Raw genomic sequence first — 17,393 nt, forward strand, 5'->3', positions numbered from 1 at the left:
CAGGCCCATTCCTCACGCCTTTTCATGACCCAATTCACGGGTCGCCCATGACATTCGTCAGATCGTGCGGACGGCCGCCGAGGCCCCGGATCGCGGGGCCGGGCCGAGGGGCCGGACTGAGGGGGCCGCGGATCGAGGGGGCGGACCGAGAGCCCCGAATCAAGGTCCTTCGGTCCTTCGGGGCGGGCGTCCCGGGCGGCCGAGGACGTCGAGGCACGGCGTCTCGACCCGGCTCCGGTGCCCCGGGCCACCCCCCCGGCTCAGGTGTCCCGGGGCCCCGGCCGGTCAGGGCGTCGCGGCTCGGACGCCCCGGCCGACGGGCCGCGGATCAGAACGCCCCGGCTCTCGCCGTTCCGACCGACCCGCCCGGGCGGCCCGAGGGACCCGCTCCCTCCAGCACCCGCCCGAGTGCCTCCAGCGCCTCGGGATACGTGCGCTCCCTCGGCGTCCCGTACCCGACGACCAGGCCCTGCGGGCGCCCGTCGCCCGGCGCGTGCCAGTGGTCGCCGAGCCGTCCCACCGCCAGCCCCTCCTCCTCCGCGCGCGCCAGCACCTCCGCCTCGTCCGTCACTTCGACCAACGCGTGGAGTCCCGCGGCGATCCCCCGTACGCTCCTGCGCGCCCCCACCCGGTCGAGGAGCTGGTCCCGGCGACGCCGGTAGCGGAGCCGGCACGCGCGCACGTGACGGTCGTAGGCGTGGCTGACGATCATCTCCGCCAGCGCCAACTGACCGATGGACTCGGTGTGGTGATCGCTGTGCAGCTTGATGTCGGCCACCGGATCGACCAGTTGGGGCGGCAGCACCATCCAGCCGAGGCGCAGCGCGGGGCCCAGCGTCTTGGAGGCGGTCCCGAGGTAGACGGCATGGTTCGGTGCCATGCCCTGGAGCGCGCCGACCGGCTGCCGGTCGTAGCGGAACTCCCCGTCGTAGTCGTCCTCGATGATCAGCGTGTCCCGCGCGCGTGCCCAGTCGGTGAGCGCCCGCCGCCGCTCCGGGTGGAGCGTGACGCCGGTCGGGTACTGGTGCGCGGGGGTGACGACGACCGCGTCCGCGCCGAGGGTCTCCAACCGGTCGGCGCGGGCGCCGTGTTCGTCGACGGGCAGGGGCACCACGGTGCCGCCTGCCTTGCGCACCACATCCCGGTGGAACGGCAGCCCCGGGTCCTCCATGGCCACCGTCCCGCCGTCCAGCACGCGCGTGAGGAGGGCGAGGCCCTGGACGTAGCCGGAGGTGATGACGATCCGCTCGGGAGGCGCGATCACCCCGCGGGCCCGCCCGAGGTAACCCGACAGGGCGGTCCGCAGTTCGATGCGGCCCCGCGGGTCCCCGTAGTCGTACGCGAGGGAGGGTGCCGTGGCGATCGCGCGGCGCAGTGCCCGCAGCCAGGCCGCCGCCGGGAACGTGCCGACGTCCGGACTGCCGGGGCGCAGATCGAAACGGGGTGCACGCGCGTGGGGCGCCCGTACGTCCGCCGGGGGGCCGTCGGCCGGAAGGGACGCCACCTCGGTGCCCGAACCCTGCCGGGCCGTCAGATAGCCCTCGGCGATGAGCTGGTCGTACGCCGCCTTCGCCGTGCCCCGGGAGAGGCCGAGTTCGACGGCGAGGCGCCGCGTCGCGGGCAGCCGGGTCCCCGGGGCGAGCCGCCCGGCGCGGACGGCGTCCCGCAGCGCCCGTTCCAGGCCGGCCCTGCGCCCGGCCGCCGCGTCCGGCTCCAGATGCAGATCCACCCCGACGCCGGACCAGAAGTCGTCGTCCACGAAAAGCCGCCCCCCTAGGCACACCGAAAACCCGCGGGCGCACCGGTCCGCCCGCGGGCCACCGCAGTCCGGGAGCCGCCCACCCCCGGACACACCGATGGCCGGGCACCCTGGAGGGCACCCGGCCAGCAGTCTCGTATCAGCCCTCGTGGGGCACTATGTCAGCCCTTGAGGGACGCCATCCAGGCCTCGACCTCGTCCGACCGGCGCGGCAGGCCGTCCGACAGGTTCCGGTTGCCGTCCTCGGTGACGAGGATGTCGTCCTCGATGCGGACGCCGATGCCGCGGTACTCCTCGGGCACGGTCAGGTCGTCCGCCTGGAAGTACAGGCCCGGTTCGACGGTCAGGCACATGCCCGGCTCCAGCGTGCCCTCGACGTACGTCTCGGTGCGGGCGGCGGCGCAGTCGTGGACGTCCATGCCGAGCATGTGGCCGGTGCCGTGCAGGGTCCAGCGGCGCTGCAGCCCGAGCTCCAGGACGCGCTCGACCGGACCCTCGACGAGGCCCCACTCGACGAGCTTCTCGGTCAGCACACGCTGCGCGGCGTCGTGGAAGTCGCGGTACTTGGCGCCCGGCTGGACGGCCGCGATACCGGCCTCCTGAGCCTCGTACACGGCGTCGTAGATCTTCTTCTGGATCTCCGTGTACGTGCCGTTGATCGGCAGGGTGCGCGTCACGTCGGCGGTGTAGAGCGTGTGGGTCTCCACGCCGGCGTCGAGGAGCAGCAGGTCGCCGGAGCGGACCGGGCCGTCGTTGCGCACCCAGTGCAGGGTGCAGGCGTGCGGTCCGGCGGCGCAGATCGAGCCGTAGCCGATGTCGTTGCCCTCGACCCGCGCGCGCAGGAAGAAAGTGCCCTCGATGTAGCGCTCGCTGGTGGCCTCGGCCTTGTCGAGGACCTTCACGACGTCCTCGAAGCCGCGGACGGTGGAGTCGACGGCCTTCTGCAGCTCGCCGGCCTCGAACGCGTCCTTGACGAGGCGGGCCTCGGAGAGGAACACCCGCAGCTCGTTGTCGCGCTCCGCGGTGACCTTGTCGGTCAGCGCGGCCTCGACGGCGGCGTCGTAGCCGCGCACGACGCGGACGGGGCCGGTGGCCTCCGCCAGCGCGGCGGGGAGCTCCCGGACGTCCGAGGCGGGGATGCCGTACAGCTGCTCGGCCTCGGTGAGGGAGTGGCGGCGGCCGACCCACAGCTCGCCCTGGCCGGAGAGCCAGAACTCGCCGTTCTCGCGGTCGGAGCGCGGCAGCAGGTAGATCGTCGCCTTGTGGCCCTCGGTGGCCGGCTCCATCACGAGGACGCCGTCCTCGGTGAGGTTGCCGGTGAGGTACGCGTACTCGACGGAGGCACGGAAGGGGTACTCCGTGTCGTTCGAGCGGGTCTTCAGGTTGCCCGCCGGGATCACCAGGCGCTCGCCCGGGAAGCGCGCGGAGAGCGCGGCGCGGCGGGCGGCGGTGTACTCGGCCTGTGCGATCGGCGTGAGGCCGCGCAGCTCGGTGTCGGCCCAGCCTGACTTCATGCTGTCGGCGAGCTCGTCGGACACGCCCGGGTACAGGCCGTTCTTCCGCTGCTTGATGGGCTCTTCCTCGCCCGCTTCGTCAGCGGTTTCGTCAAGCACGGCTTCCGGGGTCTCCGGTGTGAGCGCCTCCGACACGGTCTGCCTCCTAGATACGACTCTGGACCTCCTCCATCGTACGGTCGCTCTGAAGGGGGCCCAGGGCCGGAAGGCCTGTTACACGAGGTGTCCGTGCGCTCACTCGAAGCGGGCCGCCAGGAGGACGACGTCCTCGTCGCTGTCCGCCTCGTCGAGACCGTCCGGCAGGACCGTGCGCAGGACGTGGTCGGCGATCGCCCCGGGGTCGTCCCGCACGGCTTTCGGGACCCCGGCCGCCGCCGCGTGCAGGCGCGCGAAGGCGCGGTCCATCGGGTCCCCCGTGCGGTGCAGCAGTCCGTCGGTGTAGATGAGCACGGTCTCGCCGCGTTCGGCGGTCATCTCGACGCTCGGGGCCTCCCAGCAGGCGAGCATCCCGAGCGGCGCCGACAGGGAGGTCTCGACGAACTCGGTGCGGCGCGGGCCGATGACCAGGGGCGGGCTGTGGCCGGCCCCGGCGAGCGTGAGCTTGCGCAGGGCGGGCTCGCAGTAGGCGAACAGGGCGGTCGCCGAGCGGGCCGGTTCGGTGAGCCGGAGCAGCAGTTCGAGGTCGGAGAGGACCGCGACGGGATCCTCGCCCTCCATCACCGCGTAGGCCCGCAGGGAGGCTCTCAGGCGGCCCATGGCGGCGACCGCGCTGGGTCCCGAGCCGGTGACCGAGCCGACGGCGAGGCCGAGCGCGGCGTCGGGCAGCGGCAGCGCGTCGTACCAGTCGCCGCCGCCCCGCGGTCCGGTGCGGTGCCGGGCGGCGAGCTGGACGCCGGAGACCCGCGGCAGCCGTGGGGGAAGCAGCTCCGCGGAGATCGTCGCCATGCACGCGCGCGTGCGCTCCAGCTCCAGGAGCCGCGCCAGGTGCTCGGTGGCGTACCGGGCGTACAGGCCGATGAGGTGGCGCTGCCGCTCGACCGGTTCCGCAGGCTCGTCGTAGAGCCAGACGGCGGCGCCCAGCCGGCCCGCGGCCTCGGTGGTCAGGGGCAGGGCGTAGCTCGCGGCGTAGCCGAGGCGCGCGGCCACCTCGCGGTGGCGGGGGTCGAGCCCGTCCTCCGAGAGGAGGTCGGGCTGGGCGATCTCGCCCTCGCCGCCCGGCAGGCCGTCCAGGATCTTCCCGTACGACATGGAGCTGCGCGGGACCGTCTCGATGTGGCCGAGGTCCGCGCGGGCGAGGCCCAGGCCGATCGTGGTGTCGGGGCCCAGTCCGTCGCCCGGCTCCATGACGACGAGGCCGCGCCGGGCGCCCACGAGGGCCGCTCCGGCGCGCAGCAGTTCCTGGAGCGCCTCGTCCAGGGTCGACGTGCGCGCCAGACGCTCGGTGAGTTCGTGGAGGGTGGTGAGATCCGAGACCCAGCCCGCGAGTCGATCTTGGAGAACGGCTCCGGGACCGGTGGGCGGCGCGACCGAGGCGGCACCCGGGGGAGCAGGCGCGGGCGCGACAGTGTGTGCGGGCGAGGGAACCGTTGAATCGATTCCAGCCACTTTCGGAAGGTGAGGGGCGTTCATGACGTCCGGCTTTCCGACCGGTGCGTATTGCTCGTTAGCATCGCAAACCCCCATGTAGTTCTGCGCCGCTAGCAGTGTCTCCACATGTACACGCACTCGTGAGGGGATGTCCAGCATTGTCCTGCTGGGATTCCTGGTGTCCATGAGACCGGCGGTAACCCTTGCGGGAAAACTAAGTTGGCCTAAAACTGACTCGGGTAACGGCTTATTGAGGTCGACTGGCCTCGTTCGACGGAGCGTCACAGCGGTCGTGGTGGGTACGTACTCGGTGAAGACCAGGGGCGGTTGAGATCCGCCCGGAACCTGGCGACGGACCCGGGCGTCTTAACCACTGACGACCGTGCCCCATCCTCCCGTGGCGGAGGCGGCAAGAAATACCGCGGGACGTAAAACGCCAGGCGCCGCCACCCCACGCCATGCCCATGCTGGATGTACGCAGTGTGGGCGCGGACGCAGCCACATGCTCGGCCCAGAGGGGTTCCCCTTGTCTCCAGCAGGGGTGTGATGCGCCAGCAGGTACGCACAGTGAAGAGATCGACACATGGTGTGATGTGATCCTCGGTGTTGCCAGGCGTGCAACGGAAAGGAACGAGCGCTCATGCGCGAGATCCTCGGAAGGCGACGCAGGCTCCTGTCCAGGCGAGACAAGGGGAGGCCTGAGATGCTCAGCGCGGCCCTGACCTTCGCGACCTCATGGCAGTGGCCCGTTCTCCCGGGTGTGGCGGCCGACCCGCAGGGGCGTGCCCGCTGCGGATGCCCCGACCCGGAGTGCACGGTGCCCGGTGCCCATCCCTTCGACCCAGGCCTCCTCGCGGCCACCACGGACGAGCGCATGGTGCGCTGGTGGTGGGGCAACCGGCCCTCGGCGCCCATCGTGCTGGCCACCGGGGGAAGCGCCCCGTGCGCGGTGAGCCTGCCGGCTCTCGCGGCGGCCCGCGCTCTCGACGTCCTCGACCGCGCGGGCATGCGCCTCGGCCCGGTCGTCGCGTCGCCCACCCGCTGGGCGATCCTCGTCGCCCCGTACTCGATGGAGCAGCTCGGCGAGCTGCTCTACGCCAAGGACTTCGTCCCCGGCTCCCTGCGGTTCCACGGCGACGGCGGATACATCGCACTGCCGCCGTCCGAGACCGGCCAGGGCCAGATCCGCTGGGAGCGCGCTCCGCTGCCCGGCTCGGCCGCACCCTGGGTACCAGGTGTGGAGGCCGTGGTGGACGCCGTCGTCGAAGCACTCACTCGTACGGGTGTGAGCGCACCCGAGTTGTAGGGGCGTCCGGCGCGCGGTGAACCGCGCGCCCGCCCACGCTCGTTATCGTCCGAACCATGCAGCGCAATTCTGAGGGGCACGGGGCCTCGACGCCGCCGCGCGGCGGGGCCGACCCCCGAAGGGTTCGTCTCATGGCGCTGGTCGGCGTCGTGGCGTTCGTCCTGGCACTTCCCCTGGCCGTGGCGTCCGCCGGCTCCGTCGGCGACAACGATCCGGCCGCCGAACGCGGGACGGTGCGCACCGACGACCGGCCGCGCTCTCCCGCACCCTCCCGCTCTCCCCTGCTGCTCGGCCTCGGACTGGCCACCGCCGCGCGGTGCGGTCCCGAACTGTCCTCGCCCGACGGTGTCGAGGCACAGACCTGTGTCCTGACGCAGGGCGAGGAGACCTGGGCGCGCACCTACTACCGCAACGCGACCGGAGAAGAGCTGAGTTCCCTGCTGAGCCTGATGGGCCCCGGAGGGCGCACGGTGCAGATCAACTGCGCGGTGGACGCCGAGGACGATCCGGGGGTGTGCGAGACGCCCAGGGAGCGCACCGCGGGAGGCGCGGAGGCGTACACGGCGATCGCCGAGTTCGCGAAGGGATCCGGGCCCGACGGGCCGCTGTTGCTGCGCTCGGGGAGCAACTCCGCCTCGTAGCAAGGCTGTTGACCGCATGTCTGACAGCGGGCATGAAAAGACCCGGTTGCTGGCGACGGGGGATGCACCAGCAACCGGGCTACTCGAACGGTAACAAGAGATCGGCGGTTCGCAAATTCGATCTCGGCTATTCGGACACGGATTTCCCTGTCACAACGGGGAGTTGTGACAGGAGTCACCCGCTTCCGAGGTCGCGACCAGCTGACCGGTCGGTCAGTGTCCGAGTCTGTGAGTCAGCTGAGCGTCACCTGTCGGTTGGTGAGTCCGCCGCGCGCGCGACGCTCGTCCGCCGTCAGCGGCTCGTCCGTGGCCAGAGCGGTGGCGAGGCGCTCGGCGAACTCCGCCGCCGGCTTCTCGACGTCGTCCGCCGTGACCCCCGTCGGCAGGTCCCAGACCGGCACGGTGAGCCCGTGCGCGCGGAAGGAGCCGACCAGCCGGGTGCCCTCACCGAGACCCGAACGGCCCGCCGCGTGAAGGCGCGCGAGGGCGTCCAGAAGCTGCTCCTCCTCGTGGGGCATGACCCAGCGCAGGTGGTTCTTGTCGGGCGTCTCGCACCAGTAGGCGGCGTCGACCCCGGAGAGCTTCACGGTCGGGATGGCCGCGGCGTTGGCCCGCTCCAGAGAAGCGGTCACCTCCGCCGTCGCGTTCTCCGCGTCCGGGACCCAGAACTCGAAGCCGCTGTGCACAACTGGCTCGAAGGCGCCTTCCGGGTCGAGCAGGTCCTGCAGGCGCGGACCCTCGGCCGGGGCGCGGCGGCCTTCGACCGGGGTGCCCGGCTGGGCGGTGAGCGCACGCTGGAGGGTGTCGGCCAGGTCGCGGCTGATGTCACCGGAGGCCGTGTCGTTCTGCAGGCCGAGCAGCACCGAGCCGTCGTCGCGGCGCAGCGCGGGCCAGGCCATCGGCAGGACGGTGGCGAGCGTGACCGAGGGAACTCCCTCCGGCAGGCTCTCCTTGAGTTTCAGCTCGACCGTCGCGGCGGGCACCAGCTCGCGCAGCGCGACCCAGTCCCCCTCGCCCGCCAGGCCCTCGAAGGGGCGGTGCACCAGCTCGGTCACGGCGTGCGCTGCGGCTCGGCCGTGGCAGGCCTTGTAGCGGCGGCCGCTGCCGCAGGGGCAGGGCTCGCGAGCGCCGACGACCGGGATCTCTCCGTCCTTCGGCTGCTGCTGCTTGGCCCTCGTCTGAGGTCGCTTCTTGGCCATCGTGGGCGTCTCCCGATCACGGCTCGTCTCGTACGGGCGCGAGCCTAGCCGTTCGTACGGGGGCCGACGGGACCCTGTGGACAACGCACCGCGTCGCACCGGAACCCGTGGTTCGGGCCGCGCGTGCCTCAGCCGAGGTCGTCGAAGGCGTCCGCGAAGTCCAGGCCGGATATCCCGGACACCGTCGGTGACGCGACGCGCGTAGCGAAATCGTCGCGTCTGCGGGCCGTTTCCACGTCGTCCTGGATGACCACCCACACGGTGACCTCGCCGTGGATGTCGTCCCGGACACCCCAGTCCTTGGCCAGCGCGGTGATGATGTTCAGCCCACGGCCGCCACGAGCGGTGACCGAGGGCGTCGACGGGACAGGGCGGGTCGGACCACCGCCGTCCGTCACTTCGACCGTCAGCCGTCCCGCCGGTTCGACGCGCCAGGTCGCCCGCACGTCGCCGTCGCCGGAGAGTGCGTCGCCCAGGGGCCTGCCATGTCGGCAGGAATTGCTGAGCAGTTCGGAAAGGATCAGTACCGCGTCGTCGATGACCGTTTCCGCCACGCCACCGGAGCGCAGGTGATCCCGCATCCGATGCCTTGCTTCCCCCACGCCCGCAGGGCCATGGGGTACGGCCATGCTCGACGACGTGGGCACCTCCTGTGCCACCACCAACGCCACCCCCGAGACCTCCTTTGCCCCACGCCACGGAGTGGATGCCCCTTTGGACTGGACCGGAAACCGGCCAATCGACGTCTGCTGACGCACTTGTAACGATCGAATACGGAGTGAACGCGCCGGTGCACTCCCTGTGACGGGCGTCCGGTTTTCGATGGTTTTTGAGGGGCGATCGTGGTGCTTTACGTGGGTGTCCGGGGTCGGAAGGAGCGGATTCAGCGGCCCAGTTGACGCAGTACCGCGCGCGGGCGGTTGGTGATGATGGCGTCGACGCCCAGCTCAACGCAGAGGTCCACGTCCTCGGGCTCGTTCACGGTCCAGACGTGCACCTGGTGCCCGGCCCGCTTGAGGCGCTCGATGTACCCGGGGTGGCTGCGTACGATCCGCATCGAGGGGCCTGCGATCCGGACACCCGCGGGCAGTCGTCCGTCCCGCAGCCGCGGGGAGACGAACTGGAGCAAATACACCGTGGGCAGGGTCGGGGACGCCGCCCGGACGCGGTGCAGGGAGCGCGCCGAGAAACTCATCACACGGACCGGGGAGTCGGTGGCGGATGCGGGGGAGTCCAGGCCGAAGCGCTTCAGCAGGACCAGCAGCCGTTCCTCGACCTGGCCCGCCCAACGGGTCGGGTGCTTCGTCTCGATGGCCAGCTCGACGCGACGGCCGGCGTCGGCGACGAGTTCGAGCAGTCTCTCCAGCGTGAGGACGGAGGTGTCCTCGGGGCCTCCGGGGGCGTGCTCCCAGTCGGGGGACTCGTCGCGGTTCTTCCAGGAGCCGAAGTCCAGGGCGGCGAGATCGGCGAGTTCCAGGGCGGAGACGGCGCCGCGGCCGTTGGACGTACGGTTGACGCGGCGGTCGTGCACACAGACGAGATGGCCGTCGGCGGTCAGGCGCACATCGCACTCAAGGGCGTCCGCACCGTCCTCGATCGCTTTCCTGTACGCGGCCAGTGTGTGTTCCGGGGCCTCTTCGGAGGCTCCGCGGTGGGCGACCACCTGGATCGGGTGCTGTCGTGCGAGGGTCACCGCGTCATGGTGCCACCGTCGCGGGGTAGGCGTGAGGTGGGAGACGTAGCGCTTCCTCCTTTTAGTCACAGAAGTCCGTTATAAAGAGTCGCCCCGGACGCACAGGCACCGCTTATGGTGCTCTGACGCCCGGTGGGAAAAGCTGACGGCGTACAAAAGCACATGCACAGCTGAATCGCGCCGGGCCATCAGCAAGCGTGAGTGGGTGTGACCGAGTGCGACCGAGAACAACAGCCGTGGATCGAGGAGAAGAGCTGTGAGCACCGAGAACGAGGGCACCGAGGTACCCCCGGCCCCGTCCGCACCTCCTGTGCCGGTGGACACTCCCGCTGTTTCCGCGCAGGCCCCGCACGGCGGGAGCGCACCGACCGCTCCGATCCCCGCCGTTCCGCACGGCGCCCCCGGCGCATCGGAGCACGCGTCGGCGCCCGCGGGCGCTCCGGCGTACGCCTCGACCGGCGCCGGGCACGGAGCCGACCCCTACGGACAGGGCGCCGACCCCTACGCACAGAGCACCGGAGCCCAGGGCTCCGCCCCCGAGGCGGGCTGGCCGCCTCCGCCGCCCGCCACCCCTTCGTATGCCGACGGCGGTTCGGGAACCGGCGGCTGGGGCTCCTCTTACCAGCAGCCCGCTCCGAAGCCGAAGAACGGCCGCGGCGGCCTGGTCGCCGCAATCCTGGTGGCCGCACTGGTCGCCGGCGGAGTCGGCGGCGGCATCGGCTACGGCCTGGCCAAGAACAACGACGACTCCACCGGCTCGACGACGGTCTCCGCCCCGAGCACCAGCGGGCAGGTGAAGCGCGCCTCGGGCACCGTCGCGAACGTGGCCGCCACGGCGCTGCCGAGCACCGTCACCATCGAGGCGCAGAGCACCAGCGGCGAGGGCGGCACCGGCACGGGCTTCGTCTTCGACACCCAGGGCCACATCCTCACCAACAACCACGTGGTGGCGGAGGCCGTCGACGGCGGCAAGCTGAGCGCGACCTTCCCGAACGGCAAGAAGTACGACGCCGAGGTGGTCGGACACGCGCAGGGCTACGACGTCGCGGTCATCAAGCTGAAGAACGCGCCCTCGGGAGAGCTGAAGCCGCTCACCCTGGGCAACTCGGACCAGGTGGCCGTCGGCGACTCCACGATCGCGATCGGCGCGCCCTTCGGTCTGTCGAACACGGTGACCACCGGCATCATCAGCGCCAAGAACCGTCCCGTCGCCTCCAGCGACGGCAGCGCGAGCAGCAAGGCCTCGTACATGAGCGCCCTGCAGACCGACGCCTCGATCAACCCGGGCAACTCCGGCGGTCCGCTGCTCGACGCATCGGGCGCGGTCATCGGGATCAACTCGGCGATCCAGTCGTCGAGCAGCGGCGGCCTCGGCGGCTCCGGCCAGTCCGGTTCCATCGGTCTGGGCTTCGCGATCCCGATCAACCAGGCGAAGAACGTCGCGCAGCAGCTGATCAAGAACGGCAAGCCGGTGTACGCGAAGATCGGCGCCTCCGTCTCCCTGGAGGAGGGCACGAGCGGCGCGAAGATCACCGAGCAGGGCGCGAGCGGCGCGGCGGCCGTCGAGTCCGGCGGTCCCGCGGCCAAGGCCGGTCTCAAGCCCGGCGACGTCATCACCAAGCTGGACGACATGGTGATCGACAGCGGCCCGACCCTCATCGGTGAGATCTGGACGCACAAGCCGGGCGACACGGTGAAGCTCACCTACACGCGCGACGGCAAGACCCGCACCACCGACGTCACCCTCGCCTCGCGAGAGGGCGACAGCTGACCCACGGGCCGGGCACGGGACCCGTTACTCTTGTCCCCGCGCCGCCGATCAACGGCAGCGCGGGGTGGGTTGCCCGAGCGGCCTAAGGGAACGGTCTTGAAAACCGTCGTGGCAGCGATGTCACCGTGGGTTCAAATCCCACACCCACCGCAGGTGAACGGCCCCTGACCGGGTTTTCGGTCAGGGGCCGTTCGCGTGCTCCTCGGTTCCGGCGCCGCCGGGTGCGCGGCCGTCACGCGTGGCCCCCGGCGATGGCGCGCCCTCAGCGCTGCCGGGGTGAAGGAGCCGTCATACGGGCCGCGGAGGCGATCGTCGAGCGGGCCTCGTGCTCGGTGAGGCCGGTGCGGACGGCGGCCCGGACGAGAGGGGTGGTCAGCTGGGGGCCGATGCCGTTCTCGTAGGCACGGCAGGCCGCCCAGAAGAGGCGCGTGTTGCGCTGGCCCTCGTGCGCGGCGAGGACGAACTGGACGAGTCCCTGGCCCTGTTGCCCGGTGGCGGAGGGGGTCGGGTGGTGCCTGCGCGGCGGTGGCAGCAGCAGGTCCAGGAGCTCGCGCGGGCAAGGTGCGGGTGCGAGCCGTGCGGTGCCGGGAGCGGTGCCGTACACGCCGTGTTCGGTGCGTGAACCGGGGCCGACGAGGTAGCCGCCCGCGCCACGGATGTCGATGCCGGGGGCCAGCCTGCTCGCGGAGTTGGGGACGACGACGTCCGGCGGGCCGCTCAGCCACAGGTGCCGGCCGCCGCTCGGGGTCAGGACCACGACCGTCTCCGGGATCGTGAACAGATGGCGCAGGGCCAGTTCGCGCAGGGCGGTGGAGGAGTCCGTACCGGATTTGGTGTCGAGGTCGATGCCGATGAGGTGGTGGGGGTCGAGGCCGCAGGCGATGCCGTAGCCGGTGGCCCACGGGGCGGCGGCGAAGAGTTCGCGGATGCGCCGGGGCTCGGTCGAGGCGTCGTACACGCCGTGTCCGAAGCGCCCGCACTCGCCGTGGCAGGGAGTGGGTTCGGGGTCGTCGCGGTGAGGGGAACGCAGGGCCGGGAGCTTCGTTCGGGACAGCGGGATCACCGCCAGTCCGCGCTCGGCGGCGGACAGGGCGTGGGCCAGGGCCAGGGTGGTGGCCTGCCGGTCGATGGTGGCCATGGCTCCATGTTCGTACGAGTGTTCGAAAAAAGGAAGAGCTCGCCGGGTGTGTGGGTACCCGAAGTCGCCGATGGGTGAGATTGGCCGAAAATGTGCCGGAACGCTTCATCTGGTGCAGCGCCTGGGGAGGGTCGGGGGTTGGGTGGTCGCCCCAGTGCTGAACAGGGGTTTTGTCCGATGGAAGCGGGTTTATCGACTTGTCATCACGCTTGAGGGGGAATCATTGCTTCCGGGGTGGTTCACCGAGGTCCCGTGGGCAACTCTGGAATCGCGACGTCGTGCACTTCGCCAAGGCGGTCGGCCAACTGCCTTGGAACAAGCCGTACTTCCCGTACAGCCCGGTTCATCGCCGGTGCGTACACCCCGGTTCTGGAGGAATTCACATGGCAGGCATCCGTACCGCTCGCGTCCTCGCCGCCGTCGCGGCCCTTCCGCTGGCCGCCGCCCTCTGCACGGGCGTCGCGTCGGCGGACAACGGTGGCTTCGCGAGCAACGGATCGAACGCGGGAGCGGCCACCGTCAGCGGCGGTGTCGGACACGACAACAACGGCAACTCCTCCACCACCCAACAGCAGGCGGTCGGGGCCGGAGCCTCGAACCAGAACAACACCGCCCAGGTGAACGGATCCGCCTTCACGGCCATCAACCAGGGCAACTCGAACGTCCTGGTGAACTTCGTCAACCTCTGGTGAGCGGACGGCCGATGCGCTCTCATCGGCCGCGGGACGTCCGTGTGGGGTAGTGCTCTGTGGGGTTTCACAGCGGCTGCGCGACGGTGCTTCGGCGCCGTCGCGCAGCCGTGTTTTCGGGGCGTGCCCCTCCGGAGCGCATGCGCGCGCCCGGCCGTTCGAGGGCCCCCGGCAGGCTGACCGTCGCGGCATCGGGGGCGGCGTCCGTGACCTTGACAGTGCAGTGCATCTGACGGACAGTCAGAAACCCCTGTCCGTACGAGGTCCGGGAGGCCGCCGCGGTGCACCTCGCCCCCACCGAACGCCAGCAGCGGCTGCGTGCCGAACTCCGCGCGTACTTCAAGGACCTGATGCCGGACGGACCGCCGCCCGCCGACGATCCGGCACGGCAGCGCGACCTGCTCCGACGCATCGGCGCCGACGGACTGCTCGGCCTCGGCTGGCCCGTCGCGTACGGCGGACAGGGGCGCGGCGCGGACGAGCAGTTCGTCTTCTTCGACGAGGCCTACCGGGCGGGCGCGCCCGTCTCGATGGTCACGCTGAACACCGTCGGCCCGACCCTCATGAAGTACGGCAGCGAGGAGCAGAAGGAAACCTTCCTGCCCCGCATCCTGAGCGGCGACCTCGTCTTCGCCATCGGCTACTCGGAGCCGTCGGCCGGCACCGACCTCGCCTCCCTGCGAACGCGTGCCGTACGGGAACCGGGCGCGTCCTCGGATCCGGAGGGCGCCGGGGACGGGTACTGGCGGATCGACGGGCAGAAGATCTTCACCTCCAACGCCCAGAACGCCGACTGGATCTGGCTCGCCTGCCGGACCGACCCGGAGGCGCCCAAGCATCAGGGCATCTCGATCGTCCTCGTCCCCACGGACGCGCCCGGTTTCTCGTGGACGCCGATCGAGACGGTCGGCGGCCAGACGACCACCGCGACCTACTACGACGGTGTCCGCGTCCCGGCCGCGAACCTGGTCGGCGAGGAGAACGGCGGCTGGGGACTCATCACCAACCAGCTGAACCACGAGCGGGTCGCCCTCGCCGCGATCGGCATGCAGGCCGAGGACTTCTACGCGGCCGCGCTGGCGGCGGCCAGGACACCCGATCCGGTGACGGGGCGGCGGCGGGTTGACGAGCCGTGGGTCCGTTTCCAGCTGGCCGAGGTGCATGCCCGGCTGGCGGCATCACGCCTGCTCAACTGGCGTTTGGTGGGGGACGTGGGAGCCGGTCGATTGGCGCCGGGAGACGCCAGCGGCGTGAAAGTCGTGGGAACCGAATCCGCGGTCGCGGTGTACCGAATGTGTCAGCACATTGTGGGAGAGGACGCACTGGTCCGCTCCGGTTCACCAGGGGCGTTCGGGGCCGGCGAGCTGGAGCGGATGAACAGGGCGGCGCAGATCAACACGTTCGGGGGCGGGGTGAGCGAGGTGCAGCGGGAGATCGTCGCGACGATGCGGCTCGGGATGAAGAGGGGGCGGCGATGAGCGGGCGCGGGAGGGGACCCGGAGACACTCCGGCGGACGGTCGCGGCCGAGGCCGCGGTGGGGGCGGATTGAGTGCAGATGGCCTCGGCACGGGTGGTGACCGCCAGGGTGGGGCTGGGGCCGGGGCCCGGGTTGGAGTTGGGGCGGAGATGGGTGCGGGTGCGGGCGTCGGTGCAGGGGGTGCGGCCGGTGGCGAGGGCTTCGCGGTGAGCGCCGGGGGCGGTGAGCGTGGGGATGGGGGCGACGAACTTCTGCTGAAGCTCCGGGAGTTCGAAGGGCGCGCTGCCACGGTCGGAGGCATCGGCAGGGACCCGGTCAACGCACCGATGATCCGGCACTGGTGCGAGGCGATGGGGGACGCCCACCCGGGCTATCGGGGGCCGGACGCGGTGGCTCCACCCACCATGCTCCAGGCGTGGACGATGGGCGGCCTCGCGGGTCACGCCGGTCGGCCCGGCCGCTCGGACACGAACGACGAGCTGTTCGCGCTCCTCGACGGAGCGGGCTGTACCTCGGTGGTCGCCACCGACTGCGAGCAGGAGTATCTGCGTCCGCTGCGGCTCGGGGACGAGATCACCTTCGACTCGATGATCGAGTCCGTCTCCGAGCGCAAGACGACCAAGCTGGGCACGGGGTACTTCATCACGACGCGCATGGACGTCCGCGCGGGAGGAGAACTCGCCGGGACACACCGGTTCCGCATCCTCAAGTACGCGCCAGCGCGGCGGAATCCGCAGGGCGATGAAGGTCCCGCCGGGGTGAGCGCCGCGAAGGGCGCCGGGCGGACCACCGACACCACCGACACGGCCAGCCCGGCCGACTCTGCGACAGCGGCCAGTACCGCCGCCCCCGCTGCACCGGTCGGGCCCGCGGAGCCTGTCGGCGCCACCGGCTTCGCCGTACCGGTCGGCTCCGCTGCGCCCATCGGCTCCGCCCCACCGGTTGGCTCCGCCGAACCGATCGGCACCGGCGCCGCGCCCCGGCCGGGGAGCAGTCGTCCGCGTCCCGTGGTCAACCGGGACAACGCCGGTTTCTGGGAGGGAGTCGGACACCGGCGGTTGCTGATCCAGCGCTGCACGGGGTGCGGGACGCTGAGGTTCCCGTGGCTGCCGGGGTGCAACACGTGTGGTGGCCCGGAGTGGGACACCGTGGAGGCGAGCGGTGAGGGGACCGTCTACTCGTATGTCGTGATGCACCATCCGTCGTTCCCCGCCTTCGACCCTCCCTACGCGGTCGGCCTGATCGAACTCGCCGAGGGCGTGCGCATGGTGAGCAACGTGGTGGGCGTGCCGCACGACCACGTCCGGGTCGGCATGCCTGTGCGCCTCGAATTCCGGCAGTACGACGAGGAGTTGCTGCTGCCGGTGTTCCGGGCCGGCACGGGACGCGAGGGCGACGGAACGGCCGGCGGACCAGCCACTTCGCCGGCCACGCCCGGCGCTGTCGGCGTCCCCTCGGGCGGGGGGAGCTGACATGGACTTCACGCCCACCGAGGAACAGGCGGCGGCCCGGGACCTCGCCGCCCGGATCTTCGGCGACCTCTCCACGCCCGAGCGGCTCACCGCGGCCGGGACGGACAGTGACGCGGGGCTGTGGAAAGAGCTGTGCGCCGCCGGGCTCGTGGCGGCCGTCGAGGACATCGGGCTCCTCGGCCTGGTGCTGCTGCTGGAGGAGCAGGGCCGCACCACGGCGCAGGTGCCGTTCGCCGCGAGCTGCGTGTACGGGCTGCTCGCGGTTGCGGCGCACGGTTCTCCCGAGCAGCGCGAGCGGCTGCTGCCGGGAATCGCGGACGGGACCGTGGTGGTGGCCGGAGCGCTGCGCGGCTCGGGCTCGGTCGTCGGCATCGAGGCCGGCCGCTCCTCGCCCGATGCTGATGCGGGACGGCCGCTGCTGACGGGGGTCGTCCCGGCGGTGCCCTGGCTGCGGGACGCGACGCATGTTCTGGTGGCCGACGACCGGCGCGGGCTCTGGCTGGTGCGCACCGCGGAGGCGCCGGCGGGCGAACCAGTCGAGCTGACGGCGCCCTGGTCGGCCATCCGCCTGATCCTTCAGGGAACGCCGGGCGAGCCGCTCGGCACGGCGAGTGCGTACGAGGACGTGCTGGCCATGGCCCGCACAGCGTTTGCCGGACTGCAGGCCGGGGTGTGCGCGGGATCGCTGGCGCGCGCCGTCGTTCACACGAACGAGAGGGAGCAGTTCGGACGCCCGCTCGCCGCCAAGCAGGGAGTCCAACTGCGCGCCGCCGACGCGCACATGGACATCGAGGCGATACGGGTGACGGCGTACGAGGCGGCGTGGCGCCGGGACGAGGGGCTGCCGTACCGGACGCATGCCCTGACCGCCGCTTGGTGGGCGTCCGAAGCAGGGCAGCGCGTGGTGCACGCGGGCCAATATCTGCACGGCGGAGCGGGGGCCGACCTCGACCATCCGGTGCACCGGCACTTCCTGTGGGGCCGGCAGCTGGACGCGTATCTGGGAGGCGGGGGCGAAGTGCTGCAGGAACTAGGTGAGTTGATCGTCGAGGGCGAGCCGATCGTCGAGGGCGAGCCGATGGTGGAGGGGGAGGTAGAGACATGAGGGGGGAGCGGACCGTTGCGGGTTCGGCGACCCGGGCCGGC

At 71.6% G+C, this 17,393-nt stretch carries 14 protein-coding genes and 1 tRNA gene; 8 read left to right on the forward strand and 7 right to left on the reverse strand.

Annotation, left to right across the window (positions count from 1 at the left end):
- Positions 1 to 328: 328 nt before the first annotated feature.
- The 3 genes from pdxR to OG406_RS20815 all read right to left on the reverse strand — a co-directional run bounded on the left by pdxR (position 329) and on the right by OG406_RS20815 (position 5,019).
- Positions 329 to 1,759, reverse strand: a complete 1,431-nt coding sequence (pdxR, locus tag OG406_RS20805) for a MocR-like pyridoxine biosynthesis transcription factor PdxR (protein ID WP_329187137.1) — start codon at positions 1,757 to 1,759, stop codon at positions 329 to 331.
- A 161-nt stretch (positions 1,760 to 1,920) separates the two neighbouring features.
- Entirely contained in the window at positions 1,921 to 3,408 is a 1,488-nt protein-coding gene (locus OG406_RS20810) for an aminopeptidase P family protein (RefSeq protein WP_443067093.1), read from the reverse strand.
- Positions 3,409 to 3,507: 99 nt separating this feature from the next.
- Positions 3,508 to 5,019: a PP2C family protein-serine/threonine phosphatase gene (locus tag OG406_RS20815; RefSeq protein ID WP_266849487.1), complete on the reverse strand. Its 1,512-nt coding sequence runs from the start codon at positions 5,017 to 5,019 to the stop codon at positions 3,508 to 3,510.
- 481 nt (positions 5,020 to 5,500) lie between these two features.
- Here OG406_RS20815 and OG406_RS20820 point away from each other — a divergent pair, with 481 nt between their 5' ends.
- Together OG406_RS20820 and OG406_RS20825 are read left to right on the forward strand one after the other, a co-directional pair.
- A complete protein-coding gene (locus tag OG406_RS20820) occupies positions 5,501 to 6,166 on the forward strand; it encodes a bifunctional DNA primase/polymerase (RefSeq protein WP_164372647.1) in 666 nt (221 codons plus the stop codon).
- Positions 6,167 to 6,222: 56 nt separating this feature from the next.
- On the forward strand, positions 6,223 to 6,807 hold the full coding sequence (locus OG406_RS20825) for a hypothetical protein (protein WP_266847747.1): 585 nt from the start codon (positions 6,223 to 6,225) through the stop codon (positions 6,805 to 6,807).
- A gap of 233 nt (positions 6,808 to 7,040) precedes the next feature.
- Here OG406_RS20825 and OG406_RS20830 read toward each other — a convergent pair whose 3' ends face one another.
- From OG406_RS20830 to OG406_RS20840, 3 genes are all read right to left on the reverse strand, one after another.
- Complete coding sequence (locus tag OG406_RS20830) at positions 7,041 to 8,006, reverse strand: DUF5926 family protein (RefSeq protein WP_164372646.1); 966 nt, start codon at positions 8,004 to 8,006, stop codon at positions 7,041 to 7,043.
- Positions 8,007 to 8,134: 128 nt separating this feature from the next.
- Entirely contained in the window at positions 8,135 to 8,764 is a 630-nt protein-coding gene (locus OG406_RS20835) for an ATP-binding protein (protein WP_164372645.1), read from the reverse strand.
- Positions 8,765 to 8,889: 125 nt separating this feature from the next.
- Complete coding sequence (locus OG406_RS20840) at positions 8,890 to 9,699, reverse strand: glycerophosphodiester phosphodiesterase (protein ID WP_329187141.1); 810 nt, start codon at positions 9,697 to 9,699, stop codon at positions 8,890 to 8,892.
- Positions 9,700 to 9,955: 256 nt separating this feature from the next.
- On the opposite strand from OG406_RS20840, the gene OG406_RS20845 reads away from it, so the two are divergent.
- Positions 9,956 to 11,470 (forward strand): S1C family serine protease, encoded by a 1,515-nt coding sequence (locus OG406_RS20845; RefSeq protein WP_329187143.1) that lies wholly within the window; start codon positions 9,956 to 9,958, stop codon positions 11,468 to 11,470.
- Between the two features lie 63 nt (positions 11,471 to 11,533).
- Positions 11,534 to 11,620 (forward strand) — tRNA-Ser (locus OG406_RS20850).
- Between the two features lie 112 nt (positions 11,621 to 11,732).
- On the opposite strand, the gene OG406_RS20855 is transcribed toward OG406_RS20850, so the two are convergent.
- Positions 11,733 to 12,608, reverse strand: a complete 876-nt coding sequence (locus OG406_RS20855; protein WP_164372642.1) for a bifunctional DNA primase/polymerase — start codon at positions 12,606 to 12,608, stop codon at positions 11,733 to 11,735.
- Between the two features lie 383 nt (positions 12,609 to 12,991).
- Here OG406_RS20855 and OG406_RS20860 point away from each other — a divergent pair, with 383 nt between their 5' ends.
- From OG406_RS20860 to OG406_RS20875, 4 genes are all read left to right on the forward strand, one after another.
- Complete coding sequence (locus OG406_RS20860) at positions 12,992 to 13,300, forward strand: hypothetical protein (protein ID WP_081218250.1); 309 nt, start codon at positions 12,992 to 12,994, stop codon at positions 13,298 to 13,300.
- 278 nt (positions 13,301 to 13,578) lie between these two features.
- The gene (locus tag OG406_RS20865; RefSeq protein WP_327409424.1) at positions 13,579 to 14,775 is read left to right on the forward strand and encodes an acyl-CoA dehydrogenase family protein; all 1,197 of its coding nucleotides are present in this window, start codon (positions 13,579 to 13,581) and stop codon (positions 14,773 to 14,775) included.
- 149 nt (positions 14,776 to 14,924) lie between these two features.
- On the forward strand, positions 14,925 to 16,247 hold the full coding sequence (locus tag OG406_RS20870) for a bifunctional MaoC family dehydratase N-terminal/OB-fold nucleic acid binding domain-containing protein (protein ID WP_329187146.1): 1,323 nt from the start codon (positions 14,925 to 14,927) through the stop codon (positions 16,245 to 16,247).
- A gap of 1 nt (position 16,248) precedes the next feature.
- Positions 16,249 to 17,352, forward strand: coding sequence for an acyl-CoA dehydrogenase family protein (locus OG406_RS20875; protein ID WP_329187148.1), 1,104 nt, complete (start codon positions 16,249 to 16,251; stop codon positions 17,350 to 17,352).
- The last annotated feature ends 41 nt before the right edge of the window (positions 17,353 to 17,393 follow it).

Source organism: Streptomyces sp. NBC_01428 (assembly GCF_036231965.1).
GTDB lineage: Bacteria > Actinomycetota > Actinomycetes > Streptomycetales > Streptomycetaceae > Streptomyces.

Bases quoted from the DNA above. Each gene is read 5' to 3' on its own strand.
- OG406_RS20815 (WP_266849487.1), bottom strand. From the start codon at position 5,019: ATGCTGGACATCCCCTCACGAGTGCGTGTACATGTGGAGACACTGCTA.
- OG406_RS20820 (WP_164372647.1), top strand. From the start codon at position 5,501: ATGCGCGAGATCCTCGGAAGGCGACGCAGGCTCCTGTCCAGGCGAGAC.
- OG406_RS20825 (WP_266847747.1), top strand. From the start codon at position 6,223: ATGCAGCGCAATTCTGAGGGGCACGGGGCCTCGACGCCGCCGCGCGGC.
- OG406_RS20830 (WP_164372646.1), bottom strand. From the start codon at position 8,006: ATGGCCAAGAAGCGACCTCAGACGAGGGCCAAGCAGCAGCAGCCGAAG.
- OG406_RS20855 (WP_164372642.1), bottom strand. From the start codon at position 12,608: ATGGCCACCATCGACCGGCAGGCCACCACCCTGGCCCTGGCCCACGCC.
- OG406_RS20860 (WP_081218250.1), top strand. From the start codon at position 12,992: ATGGCAGGCATCCGTACCGCTCGCGTCCTCGCCGCCGTCGCGGCCCTT.
- OG406_RS20870 (WP_329187146.1), top strand. From the start codon at position 14,925: ATGGGTGCGGGTGCGGGCGTCGGTGCAGGGGGTGCGGCCGGTGGCGAG.
- OG406_RS20875 (WP_329187148.1), top strand. From the start codon at position 16,249: ATGGACTTCACGCCCACCGAGGAACAGGCGGCGGCCCGGGACCTCGCC.